At 71.2% G+C, this 19,084-nt stretch carries 23 protein-coding genes and 1 pseudogene; 12 read left to right on the forward strand and 12 right to left on the reverse strand.

What is annotated here, in order from left to right; genetic code table 11:
* The first annotated feature begins 9 nt into the window (after positions 1–9).
* Both ABD932_RS04725 and ABD932_RS04730 read left to right on the forward strand, forming a co-directional pair.
* Positions 10–891 carry a geranyl diphosphate 2-C-methyltransferase gene (locus ABD932_RS04725; protein WP_345008851.1) on the forward strand — a complete coding sequence of 294 codons (882 nt, stop codon included), beginning with the start codon at positions 10–12 and terminating at the stop codon, positions 889–891.
* Between the two features lie 118 nt (positions 892–1,009).
* Positions 1,010–1,918 (forward strand): SGNH/GDSL hydrolase family protein, encoded by a 909-nt coding sequence (locus tag ABD932_RS04730; RefSeq protein ID WP_345008853.1) that lies wholly within the window; start codon positions 1,010–1,012, stop codon positions 1,916–1,918.
* Between the two features lie 8 nt (positions 1,919–1,926).
* On the opposite strand, the gene ABD932_RS04735 is transcribed toward ABD932_RS04730, so the two are convergent.
* Positions 1,927–2,409, reverse strand: a complete 483-nt coding sequence (locus ABD932_RS04735; RefSeq protein WP_345008855.1) for a VOC family protein — start codon at positions 2,407–2,409, stop codon at positions 1,927–1,929.
* A gap of 123 nt (positions 2,410–2,532) precedes the next feature.
* On the opposite strand from ABD932_RS04735, the gene ABD932_RS04740 reads away from it, so the two are divergent.
* The 3 genes from ABD932_RS04740 (at position 2,533) to ABD932_RS04750 (ending at position 5,097) form a co-directional block, all read left to right on the forward strand.
* Positions 2,533–3,744, forward strand: coding sequence for an epoxide hydrolase family protein (locus tag ABD932_RS04740; RefSeq protein WP_345008857.1), 1,212 nt, complete (start codon positions 2,533–2,535; stop codon positions 3,742–3,744).
* A 110-nt stretch (positions 3,745–3,854) separates the two neighbouring features.
* On the forward strand, positions 3,855–4,493 hold the full coding sequence (locus tag ABD932_RS04745; protein WP_345008859.1) for a ClpP family protease: 639 nt from the start codon (positions 3,855–3,857) through the stop codon (positions 4,491–4,493).
* Position 4,494: 1 nt separating this feature from the next.
* Entirely contained in the window at positions 4,495–5,097 is a 603-nt protein-coding gene (locus ABD932_RS04750) for a ClpP family protease (protein WP_126398051.1), read from the forward strand.
* A 15-nt stretch (positions 5,098–5,112) separates the two neighbouring features.
* On the opposite strand, the gene ABD932_RS04755 is transcribed toward ABD932_RS04750, so the two are convergent.
* The 3 genes from ABD932_RS04755 to ABD932_RS04765 all read right to left on the reverse strand — a co-directional run bounded on the left by ABD932_RS04755 (position 5,113) and on the right by ABD932_RS04765 (position 7,507).
* Positions 5,113–5,610 carry a helix-turn-helix domain-containing protein gene (locus tag ABD932_RS04755; protein ID WP_345008864.1) on the reverse strand — a complete coding sequence of 166 codons (498 nt, stop codon included), beginning with the start codon at positions 5,608–5,610 and terminating at the stop codon, positions 5,113–5,115.
* A gap of 97 nt (positions 5,611–5,707) precedes the next feature.
* A complete protein-coding gene (locus ABD932_RS04760; protein WP_345008866.1) occupies positions 5,708–6,163 on the reverse strand; it encodes an ATP-binding protein in 456 nt (151 codons plus the stop codon).
* Between the two features lie 99 nt (positions 6,164–6,262).
* The gene (locus tag ABD932_RS04765) at positions 6,263–7,507 is read right to left on the reverse strand and encodes a DUF6777 domain-containing protein (protein ID WP_345008868.1); all 1,245 of its coding nucleotides are present in this window, start codon (positions 7,505–7,507) and stop codon (positions 6,263–6,265) included.
* A gap of 188 nt (positions 7,508–7,695) precedes the next feature.
* Between ABD932_RS04765 and ABD932_RS04770 the strand changes: the two genes are divergently transcribed.
* Positions 7,696–8,982 (forward strand): streptophobe family protein, encoded by a 1,287-nt coding sequence (locus ABD932_RS04770; protein WP_345008869.1) that lies wholly within the window; start codon positions 7,696–7,698, stop codon positions 8,980–8,982.
* Between the two features lie 12 nt (positions 8,983–8,994).
* Here the strand turns inward: ABD932_RS04770 and ABD932_RS04775 are convergent, their stop codons facing one another.
* From ABD932_RS04775 to ABD932_RS04785, 3 genes are all read right to left on the reverse strand, one after another.
* Positions 8,995–9,993 carry a serine/threonine-protein kinase gene (locus tag ABD932_RS04775; protein ID WP_345008871.1) on the reverse strand — a complete coding sequence of 333 codons (999 nt, stop codon included), beginning with the start codon at positions 9,991–9,993 and terminating at the stop codon, positions 8,995–8,997.
* On the reverse strand, positions 9,983–10,525 hold the full coding sequence (locus ABD932_RS04780; RefSeq protein WP_345008873.1) for an SH3 domain-containing protein: 543 nt from the start codon (positions 10,523–10,525) through the stop codon (positions 9,983–9,985). The genes ABD932_RS04775 and ABD932_RS04780 overlap by 11 nt, the downstream gene beginning before the upstream one ends.
* A gap of 187 nt (positions 10,526–10,712) precedes the next feature.
* Complete coding sequence (locus ABD932_RS04785) at positions 10,713–11,123, reverse strand: hypothetical protein (RefSeq protein WP_345008875.1); 411 nt, start codon at positions 11,121–11,123, stop codon at positions 10,713–10,715.
* Between the two features lie 334 nt (positions 11,124–11,457).
* Here ABD932_RS04785 and ABD932_RS04790 point away from each other — a divergent pair, with 334 nt between their 5' ends.
* A complete protein-coding gene (locus ABD932_RS04790; protein WP_345008877.1) occupies positions 11,458–11,841 on the forward strand; it encodes a nuclear transport factor 2 family protein in 384 nt (127 codons plus the stop codon).
* Between the two features lie 90 nt (positions 11,842–11,931).
* Positions 11,932–12,222: a DUF1905 domain-containing protein gene (locus ABD932_RS04795; protein ID WP_345008879.1), complete on the forward strand. Its 291-nt coding sequence runs from the start codon at positions 11,932–11,934 to the stop codon at positions 12,220–12,222.
* Here ABD932_RS04795 and mgrA read toward each other — a convergent pair.
* On the reverse strand, positions 12,212–13,207 hold the full coding sequence (mgrA, locus tag ABD932_RS04800; protein WP_345008881.1) for an L-glyceraldehyde 3-phosphate reductase: 996 nt from the start codon (positions 13,205–13,207) through the stop codon (positions 12,212–12,214). The genes ABD932_RS04795 and mgrA overlap by 11 nt on opposite strands.
* Before the next feature lie 136 nt (positions 13,208–13,343).
* Here mgrA and ABD932_RS04805 point away from each other — a divergent pair, with 136 nt between their 5' ends.
* Positions 13,344–14,231: a LysR family transcriptional regulator gene (locus ABD932_RS04805; protein ID WP_345008882.1), complete on the forward strand. Its 888-nt coding sequence runs from the start codon at positions 13,344–13,346 to the stop codon at positions 14,229–14,231.
* A 25-nt stretch (positions 14,232–14,256) separates the two neighbouring features.
* Positions 14,257–14,766: a mycothiol transferase gene (locus ABD932_RS04810; RefSeq protein ID WP_345008884.1), complete on the forward strand. Its 510-nt coding sequence runs from the start codon at positions 14,257–14,259 to the stop codon at positions 14,764–14,766.
* Positions 14,767–14,781: 15 nt separating this feature from the next.
* Here ABD932_RS04810 and ABD932_RS04815 read toward each other — a convergent pair whose 3' ends face one another.
* Together ABD932_RS04815 and ABD932_RS04820 are read right to left on the reverse strand one after the other, a co-directional pair.
* Positions 14,782–15,846 carry an adenosine deaminase gene (locus ABD932_RS04815; RefSeq protein WP_250092162.1) on the reverse strand — a complete coding sequence of 355 codons (1,065 nt, stop codon included), beginning with the start codon at positions 15,844–15,846 and terminating at the stop codon, positions 14,782–14,784.
* Positions 15,847–15,917: 71 nt separating this feature from the next.
* A complete protein-coding gene (locus ABD932_RS04820; protein ID WP_345008887.1) occupies positions 15,918–16,304 on the reverse strand; it encodes a VOC family protein in 387 nt (128 codons plus the stop codon).
* 175 nt (positions 16,305–16,479) lie between these two features.
* On the opposite strand from ABD932_RS04820, the gene ABD932_RS04825 reads away from it, so the two are divergent.
* Positions 16,480–16,938, forward strand: a complete 459-nt coding sequence (locus ABD932_RS04825; RefSeq protein WP_345008889.1) for a pyridoxamine 5'-phosphate oxidase family protein — start codon at positions 16,480–16,482, stop codon at positions 16,936–16,938.
* A gap of 113 nt (positions 16,939–17,051) precedes the next feature.
* Entirely contained in the window at positions 17,052–18,038 is a 987-nt protein-coding gene (gene sph, locus ABD932_RS04830) for a sphingomyelin phosphodiesterase (RefSeq protein ID WP_345008891.1), read from the forward strand.
* 19 nt (positions 18,039–18,057) lie between these two features.
* On the opposite strand, the gene ABD932_RS04835 is transcribed toward sph, so the two are convergent.
* Together ABD932_RS04835 and ABD932_RS04840 are read right to left on the reverse strand one after the other, a co-directional pair.
* Positions 18,058–18,963 carry an aldo/keto reductase gene (locus tag ABD932_RS04835; RefSeq protein ID WP_345008893.1) on the reverse strand — a complete coding sequence of 302 codons (906 nt, stop codon included), beginning with the start codon at positions 18,961–18,963 and terminating at the stop codon, positions 18,058–18,060.
* Between the two features lie 39 nt (positions 18,964–19,002).
* Positions 19,003–19,084: pseudogene (locus ABD932_RS04840) on the reverse strand (chitinase); the annotation flags it as partial.

The following is a 19,084-nucleotide window of genomic DNA, read 5'->3' on the forward strand; positions in this document are numbered from 1 at the left end:
GAGTAACCGTTGACCATCGCCCCCGAAGCCGGCACCACCACCGCCGTCCCGGTGCCGTCCCAGTCCACGTACCAGACCCGCGTCGCGGACTACTGGAACGCCGAGGAGAACCCGGTCAACCTCGAACTCGGAAAGATCGACGACCTGTACCACCATCACTACGGCATCGGTGACGCCGACCGCTCCGTGCTCGACGAACCCGACCCCGTCCGGCGCCGGGAGCGCATCACCGCCGAACTGCACCGGCTGGAGCACGCCCAGGCCGAGCTGCTCGCCGATCGGCTCGGCCCGTTGACGCCCGACGACCGGGTCTTCGACGCCGGCTGCGGACGCGGGGGCGGCAGTGTCGTGGCACATCTGCGCCACGGCTGCGAGGCCGACGGCGTCACCCTCTCCGCGAAGCAGGCCGAGTTCGCCAACGAGCAGGCCCGCAAGCGGGGCATCGACGACCAGGTGCGCTACCACTGCCGGAACATGCTCGACACCGGACTGCCGTCCGGGGCGTTCGCGGCCTCGTGGAACAACGAGTCGACCATGTACGTCGAGCTCGACCTGCTGTTCGCCGAGCACGCCCGGCTGCTGCGCCGCGGCGGCCGTTACGTGACCATCACCGGCTGCTACAACGACACCTACGGGCGCGCCTCGCGCGAGGTGTCCCTCATCAACGCCCACTACATCTGCGACATCCACCCGCGCTCGGCGTACTTCCGCGCGATGGCCCGCAACCGGCTCGTCCCGGTCCATGTGCAGGATCTGACCGCGGCGACCATCCCCTACTGGGAGCTGCGCCGCGAGGCCGATCACCTGGTGACGGGCATCGAGGACACGTTCCTGAGCGCGTACCGCAACGGCAGTTTCCAGTACCTGCTGATCGCCGCGGACCGCGTCTGAGCGAAGGTCGGGCCCGGGTCGGCCGCGGGCGTTCCGTGGCCGACCCGGGTCTTCCCCCTGAGGCCCGGCTGTGCTTGCCTGGGGAACCGTTTTCGGTGTCCGGGGCGGGAGTTGCCGTATGCGGAAGCCGTGGGTCGTGGGAATGCTGCTGGCCGCCGTGCTGCTCGGCGCGTGCGGGGATCCGGCGTCCGGGCCGGAGGACGCCGCGCCTCCGGACGTGCCGGAGGCGTCGGCCACCACGCAGCAGCGGGCGCCCGCCTCGCCGAGCGCCGCGGGAACGGCTCCGAGCGCCACCGCGGAGGCACCGGACGTGCTGTATCTGGGCGATTCGCTCGCGATGGAGGCCCAGGAGGTGGTGGGGCGGGAGCTGCGCCGGGACCTGAGGGCGACGTACACGAGCGCCCCCTACTCGGGGACCACCCTGTGCGACTACCTGGAGGGCACCGGCAAACGGTCCCTCGTGCCGGTCGCGGACAAGGCGGCCGCCCTGGTGCGCAAGCTGCGTCCCGACTTCGTGGTGCTGCAGTTCTGGGGCAACGCGTGGGGTTACACACCGTGCATGGACGGCATCACCCATGACGCCTCGCCGGAGAAGTACTTCAAGCGGTACGAGGCCGACCTGAAGCGGCTCGTCGATCAGATCGCGGCGGCCGGGGAGGCACGGATCGTCTGGGTGCTGCAGGGCCCGGACCCGATCACTCCCGACCGGGTCCGGCGCGTCAACGCCCTCTACGAGAAGCAGGCCGCCGCCTCGGGCGACCTGGTCGCGGACGCGGGCCAGGCGTTGAGTGCGGCCGGCGCCCGCTACTCCTGGGTCCAGTACCTGCCGTGCACGGCGTACGAGCGCGAGCACGCCGAGTACTGCACCCAGCCGGGCCGCGACCGCACCGCCCTGCACCGCGACGACGACTATCTGCACTTCTGTCTGGCGCCCACGACCTCGACGCCGAAGCCCTGCCCGGTCCGCTCCCCCGGGATCCTGCGGATCGCCCTGGAGATCACACGGGTGATCCGCGAGAACCGCTAGGGCGGGGCTCACTCGCCCGCGTAGGCCTTGTCCAGGGCGGCGATGTCGAACTTGCTCATCGCCATGAAAGCGGCGGTCACGCGGGCCGCCTTCGCCGGGTCCGGGTCGGTGATCATGCCCTGGAGCCGGTCCGGGACGACCTGCCAGGACACGCCGAACCTGTCCTTGAGCCAGCCGCAGGGGCCGGGCTCGCCGCCGTTCTCGGTGAGCTTGGCCCAGTAGTAGTCGATCTCCTCCTGGTTCTCGCAGAAGATCATGAAGGAGGTCGCCTCGGTGAACTTGAACTCGGGGCCGCCGTTGAGGCCGAGGAACTTGTGGCCGTTGGCCGTGAATTCGACGGTCATCACGCTGCCGGCGGGCTGGAGCGCTCCCTCGGGGTAGCGGGCGATCTCGCCGATGCTGGAGTTCTTGAAGATCGAGACGTAGAAGTGGGCGGCCTCCTCGGCCTGGCCGTCGTACCAGAGACAGGTGGTGAATCCGTCGGTTGCCATGGGTACCTCCTGGGGCGTGGATCCGCTGTCATCTGTGTCGACCGATCCTCCGCCCGGAACTCATCGGCCGCATGGCCACTAATCCAGGTGGCCGCTACACCGTTCGGAACTAGCATCGCGGCCATGACGTCTTCGCCCGCCGGCAACGGCAACAGCGTGCACCCGTTCCGCATCGACATTCCGCAGAGCGACCTCGACGACCTGCACGACCGCCTCGACCGGACCCGGTGGCCCGATGAGCTGCCCGGCGTGGGATGGGCGTACGGCGTGCCCTCGGAGTACCTGCGCGAGCTGGTGAGCCACTGGCGGCACGCGTACGACTGGCGGGCGGCGGAGGCGCGGCTGAACGAGTGGCCGCAGTTCACGACCGAGATCGACGGCGCGCATGTGCATTTCGCGCACATCCGCTCCCCCGAGCCCGACGCCACCCCGTTGGTCATCACGCACGGCTGGCCGGGCTCGATCGTCGAATTCCTGGACGTCGTCGGCCCGTTGACGGACCCGGCCGCGCACGGCGGCGACCCCGCCGACGCCTTCCACGTGGTCCTGCCGACCATTCCCGGCTTCGGGTTCTCGGGGCCCACCCGCGAGACCGGCTGGGAGGCACTCCGGATCGCCGACGCGTGGGTCGAGCTGATGACGCGCCTGGGCTACGAGCGGTTCGGCGCCCAGGGCGGTGACTGGGGTGCGGCCATCTCCCGCGAGCTGGGCCGCGCCCACCCCGACCGGGTGATCGGCATCCACCTCAATCTGCTGCCCGGCGCGCAGGCGGCCACCGAGCCGACCCCGGAGGAACTTCAGGCGCTGAGCCCCGAGGAGCGTGAGCGGACGCTCACCTCATGGCGCCGGTGGGCCAGGTGGTTCCGGGACGGGACCGGCTACTTCCACCTGCAGTCCACCCGGCCGCAGACCCTCTCGTACGCGCTCACGGACTCGCCGGTCGGCCAACTCGCCTGGATCGTCGAGAAGTTCCAGGAGTGGACGGACTCCGAGCGGCTGCCCGAGGAGGCCGTCGACCGGGACCTGATGCTCACGAACGTGATGCTGTACTGGCTGACGGGCACGGCGGGTTCGTCCGCCCGGATCTACTACGAGCGCGCCCACGCCAAGGGGGAGGGGGTCGCCGCCCCGCGCGAGCCCTCGACCGCCCCGACCGCGGTGGCGTGCTTCCCCGGGGACCCGCAGATCCCGCTGCGGCACAAGGCGGAGCGCACGGAGAACATCGTCCGCTGGACGGAGCTGGACCGGGGCGGGCACTTCGCGGCGATGGAGGAGCCCGATCTGCTCGTGGACGACGTACGCGCCTTCTTCCGGCAGCTGCGCGAGAAGAGCTGAGCGACCCGCTCTGCCCGCAGCGAATCTGCCGCGGGCAGAGATTCCGCATTCCGGCCCCGTCCGAGGTCAACAGTGGAGTCGACGGCATCCCGCCAGCACGAGGAGAACCGATGACTCCACTCACCACGCTCGCTCCCCGGGCCGAGGAGGGCGACGCACCGCCGACGCGGTTCGACGACCATCTCGCCGCCCAACTGCTCGCCCAGCGCATCGTGTTGCTCGGCACCGAGGTCACCGAGGCCTCCGCCAACCGGGTCTGCGCCCAGCTTCTGCTGCTGTCGGCGGAGGATCCGCGCACCGACATCAGCCTGTACATCAACAGCCCGGGCGGTTCGGTGCACGCGGGGCTGGCGATCTACGACACGATGCGGCTGATCCCGAACGACGTCGCGACGCTGGCGATGGGCTTCGCCGCCAGCATGGGCCAGTTCCTGCTCAGCGTCGGCACCGCGGGCAAGCGGTTCTCGCTGCCGAACGCGCGGATCATGATGCACCAGCCGTCGGCCGGGATCGGCGGCACCGCCGCGGACATCGAGATCCAGGCGGAGAACCTGGAGTTCACGAAGAAGACCGTCGAGCGGATCACCGCCGAGCACACCGGCCAGTCCCCGGAGACCATCTCCCGGGACGGTGACCGCGACCGCTGGTTCACGGCCGAGGAGGCCAAGGAGTACGGCATGGTGGACCGGGTCGTGGAGTCCCTCACGGACGTCCGCCCTGCCTCCTCCAAGCGACGGATGGGGCTGTGACATGGGGAACTACACGATTCCGTACGTCGTCGAACGGACCGCGCACGGCGAGCGCTCCTCCGACGTGTTCAGCCGGCTGCTGTCGGAGCGGATCATCTTCCTCGGCACGGAGATCGACGACGGTGTGGCCAACGTCGTCATCGCGCAACTCCTGCACCTGGAGTCGGCGGCACCGGAGAACGAGATCGCGATCTACATCAACTCCCCCGGCGGCTCGAACACTTCGCTCATGGCGATCTACGACACCATGACGTACGTGCAGGCACCGATCTCCACGTTCTGCGTGGGTCAGGCGGCGTCGACGGCCGCCGTGCTGCTGGCCGGTGGGGATCCGGGGCGGCGGTTCGTGCTGGAGCACGCGCGCGTGCTGCTCGGCCAGCCCGCCACCGGCGGCAGCCGGGGCATGGTGTCCGATCTCGCCCTCCAGGCCAAGGAGATGATCCGGATCCGCTCGCAGGTCGAGGAGGTCCTGGCCCGGCACACGCACCACGACATCGCGACCCTGCGCGCGGACATGGACCGGGACAAGGTGTTCACCGCCGAGGAGGCCGTGGCGTACGGCCTGGCCGACGAGGTGGTGAGCCGGCGCCTCGTGCGGGTCTGAGACGCCGGCGCGGCCTCACGCCGCCAGGCACATCCCGTCGTACGACGAACCGGCCCTGGCGCGGCTGCCGCCCGGCATGCGGCGACTGGTGAGCCGGACCAGCTCGCCCTGCGCCAGCGACAGCAGGTCGCCGAGGCCGAGTCCCAGGGCGTGGGCGGCGGCCGCGAGGACCTCCGAGGAGGCCTCCTTGCGGCCGCGCTCCACCTCCGACAGGTACGGCATGGAGATCCGGGCCGCGTCGGCCACGTCCTTGAGCGTGCGCTCCTGGGCGAGCCGCTCTCGGCGCAGGACGTCACCGACCAGGTCGCGCCACAGGGGCTCTTTGGGCGCGGGGACGGAGGGCGCCGGGGCGGGCGGCGCGGCGGAGGGCCGGGCGGCGGGCGCGCTCGCGGGGGCCGCGGTGGCAGGGCGTTCGGACGCGGGGCGGGTCGTTCCCGGGCGTGCGGCGGTCCGGTGTGCGGCCGGCGGGCGCAGGGGAATGACGCGGGCTTCGTTCGGCGCTTGTTTGCTCACCCGCCCAGCCTAGAAGCGCCGGCCGCCGGGGGAAGGGATCAGCATTCCGCCCTGGGGGAAATCGCAACTACCGCCTGCCGCCTGCCGGGCGCGCGAGTCACTCGTCGCTCAGGCGCAGCACCGCACGCACCCGCTTGCCGACCGGGACCCGTTCGACGCCGACCTCCGCCGCCAGCGCGTGCACTATCTCCAGGCCGTGCCGGCCGATCCGCTCCGGGTCCTTGGGGAAGCGGCGCGGCAGGGCGGAGCTGCTGTCGTACACGGAGACCGTGATCGCGTCGTCCGTGCCCTCCAGGTCCAGGATGTACGGGCCGTTGCTGTGCCGGTCGGCGTTGGTGACCAGCTCGCTGACCACCAGGAGCACCTTGTCCTCGGCGGGCTCGGCGATCGTGGCGCACCACTCGGTCCTGAGCCGGCCGAGGAACAGCGCGGCGAAGGACCGCGCCTCGGCGATGCATCCGGGTTCACCGCTGTAGTGCGCCGCCCGCCGAAGCGGTTCCACGGGCACGTCGAAACCAGTCGGAATCACTGCCCCGTCCACGTGCTCGATCATGCGTATCTCTCTCGGAAGCCGGAACTGGCCGGACACTACTGCACCAGTCCTCGTACCCAGAGCGGAGCCGCGCAGTCACCGCGCAGGTGGCGCTGTACGTCACAGCGACGGCGACCGGGACGCACCCGTGGTGGACGCCGACTGCGACTCCGATTGTGACGCCGACTGTGTGGTCGTCGTGCCCGTGGTGGGCGGCGACTCGGAGGGCGACTTCGTCGTCGGCTCCGTGGTCGTGGGGGCCGTCGTCGTGGGGGGCGTCGTCGTGGGGGGCGTCGTGGGAGGCGTCGTTGTGGGGGGCGTAGTCGTGGGGGGCTTAGTCGTCGGCTCCTTCTTCGTCGTCTCGTCGCTCGGCGACGGCGAGGTGGGGGAGATCGAGGTGGACGGGGAGGTGGGCGACGTCGGCGTCGACACGCTCACCGAGGGGGAGGGCCGCGCCGGCGGTTCGGTCTTCTTGTCCTTGCGGCCGTCGTCGCCGCGCGGACGGGCGAGCCACTCCTTGCGGTCGGGGTCGTAGATCACGAAGGTCTTGACGACGATCGTCGAGGCCGAGACCACCACGACGTTGGAGGGGCGGTACGACGGCCAGGAGTCACCGGTCCGCTTGGGCGTGCCCTGCTGGGCGACCGGCGTGGTCAGCGGGTTGCCGCAGGCGCAGCGCAGCCGGGGCACCCCGCGGTCGTCGACGAAGACCGCCGTGCCGGCCTGGAGGACGGCCTGGTAACTGGTGACGGCACCGTCACGGTAGCCGTGGTTGGTGACGCGGGTGTCCATGCGCAGCTGAACCGGGGTGAGCGAGCGCAGGTAGGAGGCGACGTCGGACGTGCCGATGCGGGAGACCGACGCGAACGCCCTGTTCTCGGCCGGGGCCTGCTGGAGGTACGTGATCTGCTTCTCCACGTCGCAGGCGCCGACGTTGCGGCTGCCGCTGTACAGACCGGGTGCACCGCCGTCGACACCTCGTACCGCGTTCGACGGGGCCTCGGCGGCCGGGGACGGGCTGACGGGCGGGGCGGTGCTGTCCTTCGCGGTGGACTCGGTGAACGGGTCGGGGCCCGTGCTGCCCGCGGCCTGGAGGAAGACCTCGCCGCTCTGGGCGGTGCCGTTGCCACCGCCGCCGCGCGACAGGACGACGGCGACGAGCACCGCGGCCACCACGACCGCGGTGAGCGCGGCGATGCGGGGGACGGACCTCCACCAGGGGTGGTGGGGCTCGGGGCCGGGTGCTCCCCCTCCGGTGTCGGACGGGGGCTGCGAGGGCGGGCCGGCGGGCGGCTGGGAGGGGCCCGACAGGGGGCCCGAGGGCGGCCCTGTGGGGCGGCCGGACGACGGAGGTTCGACACTCACGAGTCCTTCTTCCCGACGCTGGACTCCTGCGACAGTCAGTGCTTCGTGGCGCCTTTTGCGTCTTTTGACGTTTTAGCGGCTTTCCTTGGTGTTTCCATTCTGTGCGCGCCTCCCGCGTCGCACGCAAGCCGACGCGGGACGAGCCTCCCGACAGGCGTGCCCCGGGGGTGCTGCTTAGCGTGGGCAGGGTGAGTGCGCCGACCCCCTCTCGTGCGGCCGTGGCCCTTCAGGGCTGGGTGCGGGCCGTCGCCGTGGTGCTGGCCGGGCTGGTGGCGATGGGGGTGGTCGCCGCGCTGGGGCTGTGGGCGGCCGGGGCCGCCGACCTTCCGGACGGCGCCTTCCCGCGGGTCGTCGCGGCGACCGTGGTCGCGGCGGTCGGCGGCACGGTCGAGCTCTCGGGCAACGCCGGAGGACTGGCCGAGTCCGACGCCGGGCTGACCGTGATCCCGCTGTCGGTCACGCTCACCGGCGCCCTGGTCCTGGCCGCCGGTTTCCTGCGGCCGCTGCGGCACCGGGCGGTCACCAGTACCCGGGAACTGGCCGGGTGGGCCGCGCGCATCGCCGTGGTGTGGCCGGCGGCCCTCCTGGGGCTGTCCCTCACCGCCCGCCAGACCTTCTCCCTCTCGCTCGGCGACCTCGGGGACGACGTGCTCGGTGACCTCGGTGACCTGTTCGGCATCTCCCCCGAGGTCGGCTTCACCACGGACGTCCCCGCGACGATGTTCTTCGGCCTGCTGTGGCTGGCGGGCGTGCTCGTACTGGCCCTGCTGGTCACCGGCGGGACTCCACTGCCTGCCCCGCTGCTGCGCTTCCAGGAGTCGGTGCGGCCGGCCGCGTACGCCATGGTGGCGCTGCTGCTGACGTCGGTCGGCCTGGGGGTCGTCATCGGCCTGGTCGTCGCGGCGACCCGAGGGCAGGCGGCCGAGACCTTCGCGGTGATCCTGCTCGGCATGCCGAACCTGGTGTGGCTCGCCCTGACGCTCGGGCTGGGCGCGACCTGGAACGGCCGGGTGGAGGGGTCTTTCGGGCTGCCCATGCCGCATGTGCTCGACGAGGTGCTGCGCGGCCAGGAGGTCGCCGAGCTCAATCTGGGCACGCTCGCCGAGCACGACGGCAGGGTGTGGTGGCTGGTCGCCGTCGACGCGCTTCTTCTGCTGGCCGCCGCGTTCGTGATGGCAAGGCGGTCGCCGGCCCGGATGCGCGCCTGGCAGCACGCGGTGCGCCTTGCGGTCGCGCTCGCGCTCACGGTGCTGATGATCTGCCTCGTCGGTCGCGTCTCGGCGCACTACGGCTTGTCGGTCCTCGGCATCGGCGACCTTGGCGGGGATCTGGGCGGCGAGCTGTTCCTGCGGCCCGAGGTGTGGACCGCCGTCGGCCTGGCGCTGCTGTGGGGGCTGGTCGCCGGGTTCCTCGGCAGCCTGCTGGCCCGATGGGTGCCCCGCCGGGGCGAGGTCGCGGCGCGCGCGCAGGGATGACCGGTCCGGCGGTCACCGTCGGAAGACCGGCTCGGCCCAGCGGGGCGGCGGTTTCGGCGCGCCCTTGGCGGGCTCCTTAGGGACTCCTGCGGCTCTGAGGCCCGCCTGAGTCGGCGTGCGCCGGGTCGCCGCTTCACCGGCCACGGCGGCGCGCAGGTCGGCGACGAAGCCGAGGCAGGAGTCGTGGCGGTCGTCGGGACTCTTGGCCAGCGCCATGGCGAAGACGGCGTCCACGGTCGGGGCGAGGTCAGTGCGCTCCTCCGTCAGGGGCGGCGGCTCGTCGTACTGGTGGGCCCACAGCAGGGCCATGTCCTCGTCCCGCTGGAACGGCGGGTGGCCCGCCAGGCACTCGTAGACCACGCAGGCGAACCCGTAGACGTCGCAGCGCGCGTCGACCGGCTTGCCCGAGATCTGCTCGGGGGCCACGTAGTCGAGCGTGCCGACGAACTGGCCGACGGTCGTGAAGCCGGTCAGCGACAGCGACTTCTTCGTCAGGCCGAAATCGGTGAGGTAGACGTGCTCGGGGTGGTCGCTGTCGGTGCCGCGCGCGACGAGGATGTTGCCCGGTTTCACGTCCCGGTGGACCAGCCCGTGCTCGTGCGCCGCGTCGAGGGCGGAGGCGACCTGGACGGCGATCCGCAGGGCCGTCGGGGGCGGCAGCGGGCCCTGGAGATCGAGAAGATGGCGCAGGTCGCTGCCGGAGACGTAGCGCATGGCGATGTACAGGACGCCGTCGGTCTCGTCCGCCTCGTAGACCGGCACGATGTGCGGGTGGTCGATGGCGGCCGCTGTCCGGGACTCGTGGGTGAAGCGGCGGCGGAAGGTGTCGTTGCGGGCGAGCTCGGGGGCGAGGAGCTTCAGCGCCACGGTGCGGTCCAGACGCACATCCCTCGCGCGGTAGACCACGGCCATGCCGCCCCGGCCGATCTCCTGCTCGATGCGGTATCCCGCGACCTGCCGGCCGATCAGCTCGGAGGGCCGGCCCGAGAAGAGGCTCGTGTCACGGTCCATCGGGGCTCACGACCTGGGTCGGGCCACGGCCGGGGTCCTCGGGGGCGCGGGGTCCGTCGTCCGCGGCGTAGGTGCTCAGCCGTGCGCCGTCCGCGTACGCCCACCGAGCGTCCCCGGCGTCGTACAGCCACATGGACTCCCCGTCGACGACCACGCCGATCCGCAGCCCCGACGTACGGGCGCGGAAGGTCTCGCCGTCCAGTGCGCCGGCCGCCAGCTCCTCCACCGCCGACCGGTAGTCGGCCAGCGCCCGCTCGGCACGGCCCAGCAGCGGGCGCGGATCGGTGGCGGTGAGCGGGCCGGCCTCGCCGGTGGGCGGGTCCTGGGGCACGGCGACCAGGAAGCGGCCGTCGACCCAGGCCGACCAGCCGTTGGCGCACAGGATGTGCCCCCAGTCGCCGCGCCGTTCGACGAGCTGGACCGGCAAGAACGCGTCGAGCGGCACGGTGGGCCGGGCGGGGTCCGGGGACTCCCAGGCGGGCATGCCGTTGCGGGGGACGACGTGGGTGGGCCGGAAGGCGGGGGAGGTCATGGACGCGCGCCGGCTTCCGGGTGATGACGACGGCGGTGCGGCCGTCGTCGGCCGGGCCCCTCGCCGGTGTCCAGGACCAGTACAGGCGCCGTCGGTGCGACCGGCCGCTCCACCATGCCTGGATTCTATCGATCTATGCCGTTGTGCGCCGCTTCTGTTCCCTGTGGGAATCGCTCCGGAGCGGCACTCAGGCGACGGGCACGACCAGCGCCGGGATGGTCCGCTGCATCCGCAGGGCGTCCACCGACTCGGCGAGGAGTTCGTACTCGGTGGTGTCATCGTTCACGGCGATCCGCACCAGCCGTCCGGCCGCCAACTCCTCGGCGACCAGCTCCTGTTGAGCTACGTCACCGCACCAGGTGCGCAACACGGCCGGAACGTCGAGCACGGTGTCGGCGACCGGGACGAGCGCGCTCGGCGGGAAGTGCTCGGCCTCGGGTCGCGGGTCTAATCGCTCGGCGATCCAGGACGCCCGGTCGCGTAACCACCACAGGGCCAGGGCCAGGGTGGGTGCCCGGTAGGTGCCCAGGGGTACACCGATGCGCCGACCTCCGCAGACTCCGTATGCGGTGACATGGCACAGGAACTCGTCGTGCACGTAGCCTCCCCCGTGTTGCGTGTTCGCCTGTCGGCGGCCTCGCTTTCCGTGCGGCTCGTGAGCGGTGTGTAAGGGTGCCGTCGCCCCATGTGAGGCACCCCAGTAGTGAGTATGTTCACTACTGAAACACTGTCACCACGACTTTCCGGCCAGTCTCCTGGCATATTCACAGTCGGTGTTGGCCGAAATACGTCGAGTACATGCCAGCCGCCTTCATTACCCCCGGGGTAATCGAGCTTCCCGACGCGTGCGGGCATCGTGGCGGTACCGGGTCGCCCCGACCGGCACCCGGCTTCCGACCAGCAGTGACGACCTCGTTGGAGGCTGATCGACCATGCCCGCGACCACCGACCGCTACGAGATCGCCGTCGCCCGATACTTCGAGGCCTGGAACGCCCGCGAGCCCGAGAATCTGGCCTGTGCGGTCACCACCGCGTGGACCCCGCTCGGCGGCTACACCGACCCCTTGGCCGACGTCCGCGGACACGAGGGGATCGTCGCCGTCGTCGCGGCGGCGCAGGCACGGTTCCCCGGCTTCGTCTTCCGCCTCACCGGTCCCGTCGACGGCCACCACGACACGGCGCGCTTCTCCTGGGAACTGGTGAGCGAGGCCGACGGTTCGGCGCCGGTGGCCGGGTCGGATGTGATCACGCTGGACGCGGACGGGCGGATCGAGTCCGTCCTGGGATTCCTGGACCGGGTGCCCGCCGAGGCGTGAGGGAGGAGTCACCGCTGGAGCGATGAGTTCCGGGACGCGCGGCGGTCTTGACCTGTGAAGGCCGAGAGACCGCCGCGAACGGAGCACCCCATGACCACCAGCGGACACCTACTGGACGCGGAATTCACCGCGGTCCTGCGCAAGAGCCCGAGCAAGGGCGGCTGGACCTATGTCGTCTGGCTGGAGTCCGTCGACTTCTTCAGTACCCGCGGACTGGTCAGGATCCGCGGGACCGTGGACGGACATCCGTTCCAGAGTTCGTTCATGGCCCTCGGAGACGGCACCCACAAGCTCCCCGTCAAGGCCGATGTGCGCAAGGCCATCGGGAAGCAGGAGGGCGACTCCGTCACCGTTCACCTGACGGAGCGGCTCAGCCCTTGAGCACCGCCTCGATCCGGTCCAGTTCCTCCGTGTCGAAGTCCAGGTTGCCGGTCGCGGCGACGCTGTCCTCGATCTGCTGCGCGCTGCTCGCGCCGACGAGCGCGGAGGTCACCCGGCCGCCGCGCAGCACCCAGGCCAGGGCCAGCTGGGCCAGGGTCTGGCCGCGGGACTTGGCGATCTCGTCTAGGGCGCGCAGCTTGCCCAGCAGTTCCTCGGTGATCGCGTCGGCGTTCAGGAACGGGCTGCCGCTCGCGGCCCGCGAGTCCTTCGGAATGCCGTCGAGGTAGCGGGAGGTCAGCTGGCCCTGTGCCAGCGGGGAGAACACGATCGAACCGACCTGCAGCTCGTCCAGGGCGTCGAGGAGGCCCTCCTCCTCGGGGCGGCGGTTCAGCATCGAGTACGCCGGCTGGTGGATGAGCAGCGGCGTGCCCAGGTCGGCGAGGACACGGGCAGCCTCGCGGGTCTGCTCGGCCGAGTAGTTGGAGACGCCGACGTACAGCGCCTTGCCCTGCTGCACGGCCGAGTGCAGGGCGCCCATCGTCTCCTCCAGCGGAGTGTCCGGGTCGGGGCGGTGCGAGTAGAAGATGTCGACGTAGTCCAGGCCCATCCGCTTCAGGCTCTGGTCGAGCGAGGACAGCAGGTACTTGCGCGACCCCCACTCGCCGTACGGGCCGGGCCACATCAGATAGCCGGCCTTGGTGGAGATGATCAGCTCGTCGCGGTACGGCGCGAAGTCCGTCTTCAGCGCCTCGCCGAACGCCGACTCGGCCGCCCCGGGCGGCGGACCGTAGTTGTTGGCCAGGTCGAAGTGGGTGACGCCGAGGTCGAAGGCGCGGCGCAGGATGGCCCGCTGGTGCTCGACCGAGCGGTCCGCCGGGCCGAAGTTGTGCCACAGTCCGAGGGACAGCGCCGGGAGCTTGAGGCCGCTGCGTCCGGTGCGGCGGTAGGGCATGTCCGCGTAGCGGTCGGGGTGTGCGGTGTACAACGCGACTCCAGAGGGGTTGGCACACGAGGGACGGCTCCGCAGAACCGTCCTCCAGTCGTCCTCCACTCTGTCGTGACCTGCGGGCAGTGGTCCAACAGGTAAATCAGATGGGATTGAGCGACTACTCTGCTCAATCATGGAACTGCGCCATCTCCAGCACTTCGTGGCGGTCGCCGAGGACCAGCACTTCACCCGGGCGGCCGAGCGCCTGATGGTGTCCCAGTCGGGCCTGTCGGCGTCGATCCGGGCGCTGGAACGGGAGTTGCAGACCCCGCTGTTCGTGCGCACCACCCGCCGGGTGACGCTCACCCCGGCCGGCCGTGCCCTGCTGTGCGAGGCGGAGCGGATCCTGGCGCAGGTGCGGGCCGCCCATGAGGCGGTGGCCGCGGTGCAGGGCGTGCTGCGCGGGATGCTGGCGCTCGGGTCGGAGCAGTGCATCGCCGGGGTGCATGTGGCGGGGCTGCTCGCGGCCTTCCGGCGGGAGCATCCGGACGTGGAGATCTGTCTGCGTCAGGCCGGTTCGGGCGCGCTCGCGGAGGAGGTCGCGGCCGGGCGCCTCGATCTGGCCTTCGCCGTGCGGACCGCGCAGGAGGACACCGACCAGCTGCGGGTCGTACCGCTGACCAGCGAGCCGATGACCGTCCTGTGCCATCCGAGCCACCGGCTCGCGACCGCCGGGGCCGCGGTGGCTCCGGAGGAACTGGGCGGGGAGGTGTTCGTCGACTTCCATCCGGACTGGGGGCCGCGCCGCGCCACCGACGCCGTGTTCGCCGCCGCGGGCATACGGCGCACCGTCTCCCTGGAGGTCAACGACGTGCACAGCCTCCTGGATCTGGTGGACGAGGACCTCGGCATCGCCGTCGTGCCGCGCCACTTCCGGCACAAGCGGCCGTCCCTGACCGCCCTGCCGGTGAAGGGCACCGGCGACACGGTCTACGAGACGGTCGCCCTGCTGCCGCCCGCCCAGGCCACGAGCCCGGCGGCCCGGGCGCTGATGGCCCTGCTGGAGACGGAAGGCGCGTGACGGACGGGTGCGCGATGGTGGAGCCATGCATGCCAAGGACATCCTCATCGACGGTTACAACCGCATCCAGGAAGAAGTCCACGCCACCGTCGAGGGCCTCGACCTCGACGCCCTGCACGCCCGGCCCTCCGCCGACACCAACTCCATCGCCTGGCTGGTCTGGCATCTCACCCGGGTCCAGGACGACCACATCGCCGACGCCTTCGACCTCGACCAGGTGTGGCTGACGCTGGACTTCCAGAAGACGTTCGGGCTGGACCTGCCGCGCCACGACACCGGCTACGGGCACACCCCGGCGAAGGTCGCCAAGGTGCGGGTCGACTCCGGTGACCTGCTGACCGGCTACTACGACGCCGTGCACGCCCAGACCCTCGGGGCCCTGCGCGAGGTGGCCGCCAAGGATCTGGAGCGCATCGTGGACGAGCGCTGGGATCCGCCGGTCAGCCTGGGCGTACGGCTGGTCAGCGTTCTGTCCGACGATCTGCAGCACGTCGGACAGGCCGCCTATGTACGCGGGCTGCTCGCCGGCTCATAGGCCCGCGGGGCTGCTTCAGAGCGCGTAGCCCGGGAGCACGACCTCCTCGATGAGGGCCTTGCGCTCGTCGAACGGGATGAACGCGCTCTTCACGGCGTTCACCGTGACCGTGCGCAGGTCCTCGACCGTCCAGCCGGCCTCCTCGACCAGCAGGGACATCTCGCGCGTCATCGTCGTACCGGACACCAGTCGGTTGTCGGTGTTGAGGGTGACGCGGAAGCCGAGGTCCTTCAGCGCGGTGATCGGGTGCTCGGCGATCGAGGTGGCGGCGCCGGTCTGGAGGTTGGACGTCGGGCACATCTCCAGGGCGACACGGCGGTCGCGCACCCAGCCGGCGAGGCGGCCGAGCTTGCCGTCCACGATGTCGTCGGTGATGCGCACACCGTGCCCGATGCGCTGGGCGCCGCAGACCTGCAGGGCCTGGTGGATGCTGGGCAGGCCGTGCGCCTCACCGGCGTGGATGGTGAACGGGACGCTCTCGCGCCGCAGGTGCTCGAAGGCGTCGAGGTGGTCGGCGGGCGGGAAGCCGTCCTCGGCACCGGCGATGTCGAAGCCCACGACGCCCGCGTCCCGGAACGCCACGGCGAGGTCGGCGGCCTCGCGCACCCGGTCGAACATCCGCATCCCGCACAGCAGGGTGCCCACACGCACCGGAGTACCGGCGGCCGCGGCCTTCGCCATACCGGCGGCGAGGCCCTCCTGGACGGTCTCGACGACCTCGGCGAGGGTCAGCCCGCCGTTGGTGTTCAGCTCGGGGGCGTAGCGCACCTCGCCGTACACGACACCGTCCGCGGCAAGGTCGAGGACGTACTCCTCGGCGGTGCGCAGCAGCCCCTCGCGGGTCTGCATCACGGCGAGGGTGTGCTCGAAGGTGGCTATGTAGCGGACCAGGTCGCCGGAGTTCGCGGCCTCGAAGTACCAGGCGGCCAGCTCGTCGGGGTCGGTGGTGGGCAGGGTGTGGCCGACCGCCTCCGCGAGCTCCACCACGGTGGCGGGGCGCAGGCCGCCGTCGAGGTGGTCGTGCAGGACGGCCTTGGGGAGGCGGCGGATCACATCAGCGTCTACGCGCGTAGCGGTCATGGTGTGCGGTCTTTCCTCGATCGGGGCGGTTCGGAAGCGGCGGGAGGCGGCGGGGCGGTTCGGAAGGCCGGTCAGCCGGCGGGCTGGAGCAGGTCCCAGCGGTTGCCGTACAGGTCCTGGAAGACGGCGACCGAGCCGTACGGCTCATGCCGGGGCTCCTCCAGGAAGGTCACTCCCGCGGCGAGCATGCGGGCGTGGTCGCGGGCGAAGTCGTCGGTGTGCAGGAAGAACCCGACGCGCCCACCGGTCTGGTCACCGACCCGGGCGCTCTGCTCGTCACCCTTGGCCCGGGCCAGCAGCAGAGCACTGCCCTGGTCGTCGGCCGCCACGACGACCCAGCGGGAGCCGTCCGGGCGAGGAGCGTCCTCGACGAGCCGGAAGCCGAGGGCTTCGATGTAGAAGCGGATCGCCTCGTCGTAGTCGTCGACGACGAGGGTGACCAGGGCGATGTGTCTCATCGAGGCCTTCCCGGGAGGTGCGATTGACGGGAGAGGTTATACGTAAAACGTCGCTGACGCCAGTCACCCGTGGGACGAGCACTCCTCGGCCCGGTGGACCTAGGACTCAGGCCCGAACAGAGGCGGGCCCCTGGCCCGATCCACCCCGCCCGACTCCCCCGGTACCGTCCCGGCCATGAAGATCACCGAGCCGCCCCGCAGCCCCGAGCGGCGCAAGCGCGACCTCCTGTCCCGGCTGGCGACGGAGATGGACATCTGGGTGGCCACGGCGGACGCCGACGGCCTGCCGTGCCTGGTCCCGCTCTGGTTCGCCTGGGACGGCGAAGCCCTGTGGCTCGCGACGCGGCCGACCACACCGACCGGCCGCAATCTGCGGGACGGCGGACGGACCCGGCTGGCGCTCGGGGACACCCTGGACGTCGTCCTCATCGACGGCGACGTTCAGATGTACGCGGCCGAGGAGGCACCGTCGGCCGCCGCCGAGGTGTTCCTCGCGAAGACGGGCTGGGATCCACGGACGGACGGCAAGCCGTACGTCTGGTTCCGGGTGCGCCCACGCGCGATACAGGCGCGGAACGGGGAGCACGAGATGCCCGGTCGGCATCTCATGCGGGACGGGGTGTGGATGGTCTGATCCGGGCGTATCGCTGCCCGACATTCTTTCCATGCACGGGAGTTACCTGGGAGTAATCGCCGGTGGTTTGATGTGCGGCGCCACTCAGCCCTCCTCACCCTCAGGGAGATCCAGTGACGCTCCACGCCCCGCGCCGCACAACAGGCGCAGCCGTACTCGCCCTCGCGCTCGCCACGAGCGGGCTCGCCGGTGCCGCTCCGACCGCCACGGCCGCCGAGCAGGCACCGCCGCTGCGGGTCCTGTCGTACAACGTGTTCCTGTTCAGCAAGTCGCTGTACCCGAACTGGGGCCAGGACCACCGGGCGGCCGAGATCGCCAAGGCGTCCTTCTTCCGCGGGAACGACGTAGTGGTGGTCCAGGAGGCGTTCGACAACGCGTCGTCGGACGCGCTGAAGGCCTCGGTGGCGGGCGAGTACCCGTACCAGACCCCGGTGGTCGGGCGTACCAAGAGCGGCTGGGACGCGACCGGCGGCGCGTACTCGGCGACCACGCCCGAGGACGGCGGGGTCACGATCCTCAGCAAGTGGCCGATCGTGCGCAAGGAGCAGTGGGTCTACAAGGACGCGTGCGGTGCGGACTGGTGGTCCAACAAGGGCTTCGCGTACGTGGTGTTGGACGTGAACGGGACCAAGGTGCACGTCGTCGGCACGCACGCCCAGTCGACCGACCCGGGCTGTGCCGCCGGTGAGGCGGCCGCGATGCGCAGCCGGCAGTTCAAGGCGATCGACGCGTTCCTGGACGCCAGGAACATTCCGGCTGGTGAGCAGGTGCTGGTCGCCGGTGACCTGAACGTCGACTCGCGCACGTCCGAGTACGCCTCGATGCTCGCCGACGGCGGGCTGGTGGGGGCCGACGCGCGCACCGGGCACCCGTACTCCTTCGACACGCTGGAGAACTCCATAGCCCGCGACCGCTACCCGGACGACCCGCGCGAGGACCTGGACTACGTCCTGCACCGCGCGGGTCACGCCCGGCCCACGGTGTGGAAGAACGACGTCGTCAAGGAGCAGAGCGCGCCCTGGACGGTGACGAGCTGGGGCACGGACTACACGTACACGAACCTGTCCGACCACTATCCGGTGACCGGGTACGCGGGCTGAGCGATACCGGCGGTCCGGCTCAACCGGTTCGCTGACGCGCCGAGTTGAGCCGGGCCAGTTCGTCGTCGGTGAGGCGGAGGGCACCCGCGGCCACGTTCTCGGTCAGGTGGTCGGGGTTGCCGGTGCCGGGGATGGCCAGGACGTGCGGTCCCTGGCGCAGGGTCCAGGCGATGCGCACCTGGGCCGGGCTCGCGCCGTGTGCCCGTGCCACGGCGAGCACCTCGTCGTCGTGGGCGGTGGTCGCGCCCTGCTCCCCCGCGTCCCCGGCCACGGCGTAGAACGGCACGAAGGCGATGCCCTGCTCGCCGCACAGGCGCAGGAGTTCGTCGGCCTCGGGGTCGGGACGGTCGAGCGCGTACCGGTTCTGCACGGACACCACGGGCGCGATGGCCTGGGCCTCGGCGAGGTGGCGCGGCTGCACGGCCGAGATGCCCAGGTGCCGGATCAGGCCTGCCTCGCGCAGTTCGGCCAGCGCGCCGAAGTGCTCGGCGATGGAGTCCTGGCGCATGCGGCGCAGGTGGACGAGGTCCAGGTGATCGCGCCCGAGCTGGCGCAGGTTCTCCTCGACGTGGCCGCGCAGTTGGTCGGGGCGGGCCGAGGTGCCCCAGTCGCCGTGGTAGTCGCGGAAGGGGCCGACCTTCGTGGCGATGACCAGGTTGTCGGGGTACGGCGCCAGCGCGGTGTTGATGAGTTCGTTGGCCGAGCGGAGGGCCGAGAAGTAGAAGGCGGCCGTGTCGATGTGGTTGACGCCGAGTTCGACCGCCTTGCGCAGTACGGCGATCGAGCGCTTCCGGTCGCTCGGTGTCCCGTGGTGGAAGGCGGCGCTGCCCGTGAGCCGCATCGCGCCGAAGCCGACGCGGCTCACGGACAGGTCGCCGAGTTTCCAGGTGCCCGCGGCGTCCGCGGTGATCGTTTCGGAGGTCATCGGCGGAGTGTCGCACACGCCGCGGACACCGGGAGGAGATCAGCAGTAGAGGTTGCTGCCTGGGGAGACGCCGAGGATCTGTGTGAAGCGCTGGTAGGCGTTCACCCGGCTCTGTACCTGG

This window comes from Streptomyces shaanxiensis, assembly GCF_039537145.1.
In the GTDB taxonomy this organism is placed as follows: Bacteria; Actinomycetota; Actinomycetes; order Streptomycetales; family Streptomycetaceae; genus Streptomyces; species Streptomyces shaanxiensis.

Bases quoted from the DNA above. Each gene is read 5' to 3' on its own strand.
- ABD932_RS04730 (WP_345008853.1), top strand. From the start codon at position 1,010: ATGCGGAAGCCGTGGGTCGTGGGAATGCTGCTGGCCGCCGTGCTGCTC.
- ABD932_RS04735 (WP_345008855.1), bottom strand. From the start codon at position 2,409: ATGGCAACCGACGGATTCACCACCTGTCTCTGGTACGACGGCCAGGCC.
- ABD932_RS04740 (WP_345008857.1), top strand. From the start codon at position 2,533: ATGACGTCTTCGCCCGCCGGCAACGGCAACAGCGTGCACCCGTTCCGC.
- ABD932_RS04745 (WP_345008859.1), top strand. From the start codon at position 3,855: ATGACTCCACTCACCACGCTCGCTCCCCGGGCCGAGGAGGGCGACGCA.
- ABD932_RS04750 (WP_126398051.1), top strand. From the start codon at position 4,495: ATGGGGAACTACACGATTCCGTACGTCGTCGAACGGACCGCGCACGGC.
- ABD932_RS04760 (WP_345008866.1), bottom strand. From the start codon at position 6,163: ATGATCGAGCACGTGGACGGGGCAGTGATTCCGACTGGTTTCGACGTG.
- ABD932_RS04775 (WP_345008871.1), bottom strand. From the start codon at position 9,993: ATGGACCGTGACACGAGCCTCTTCTCGGGCCGGCCCTCCGAGCTGATC.
- ABD932_RS04780 (WP_345008873.1), bottom strand. From the start codon at position 10,525: ATGACCTCCCCCGCCTTCCGGCCCACCCACGTCGTCCCCCGCAACGGC.
- ABD932_RS04790 (WP_345008877.1), top strand. From the start codon at position 11,458: ATGCCCGCGACCACCGACCGCTACGAGATCGCCGTCGCCCGATACTTC.
- ABD932_RS04795 (WP_345008879.1), top strand. From the start codon at position 11,932: ATGACCACCAGCGGACACCTACTGGACGCGGAATTCACCGCGGTCCTG.
- ABD932_RS04805 (WP_345008882.1), top strand. From the start codon at position 13,344: ATGGAACTGCGCCATCTCCAGCACTTCGTGGCGGTCGCCGAGGACCAG.
- ABD932_RS04810 (WP_345008884.1), top strand. From the start codon at position 14,257: ATGCATGCCAAGGACATCCTCATCGACGGTTACAACCGCATCCAGGAA.
- ABD932_RS04815 (WP_250092162.1), bottom strand. From the start codon at position 15,846: ATGACCGCTACGCGCGTAGACGCTGATGTGATCCGCCGCCTCCCCAAG.
- ABD932_RS04820 (WP_345008887.1), bottom strand. From the start codon at position 16,304: ATGAGACACATCGCCCTGGTCACCCTCGTCGTCGACGACTACGACGAG.
- ABD932_RS04825 (WP_345008889.1), top strand. From the start codon at position 16,480: ATGAAGATCACCGAGCCGCCCCGCAGCCCCGAGCGGCGCAAGCGCGAC.
- ABD932_RS04835 (WP_345008893.1), bottom strand. From the start codon at position 18,963: ATGACCTCCGAAACGATCACCGCGGACGCCGCGGGCACCTGGAAACTC.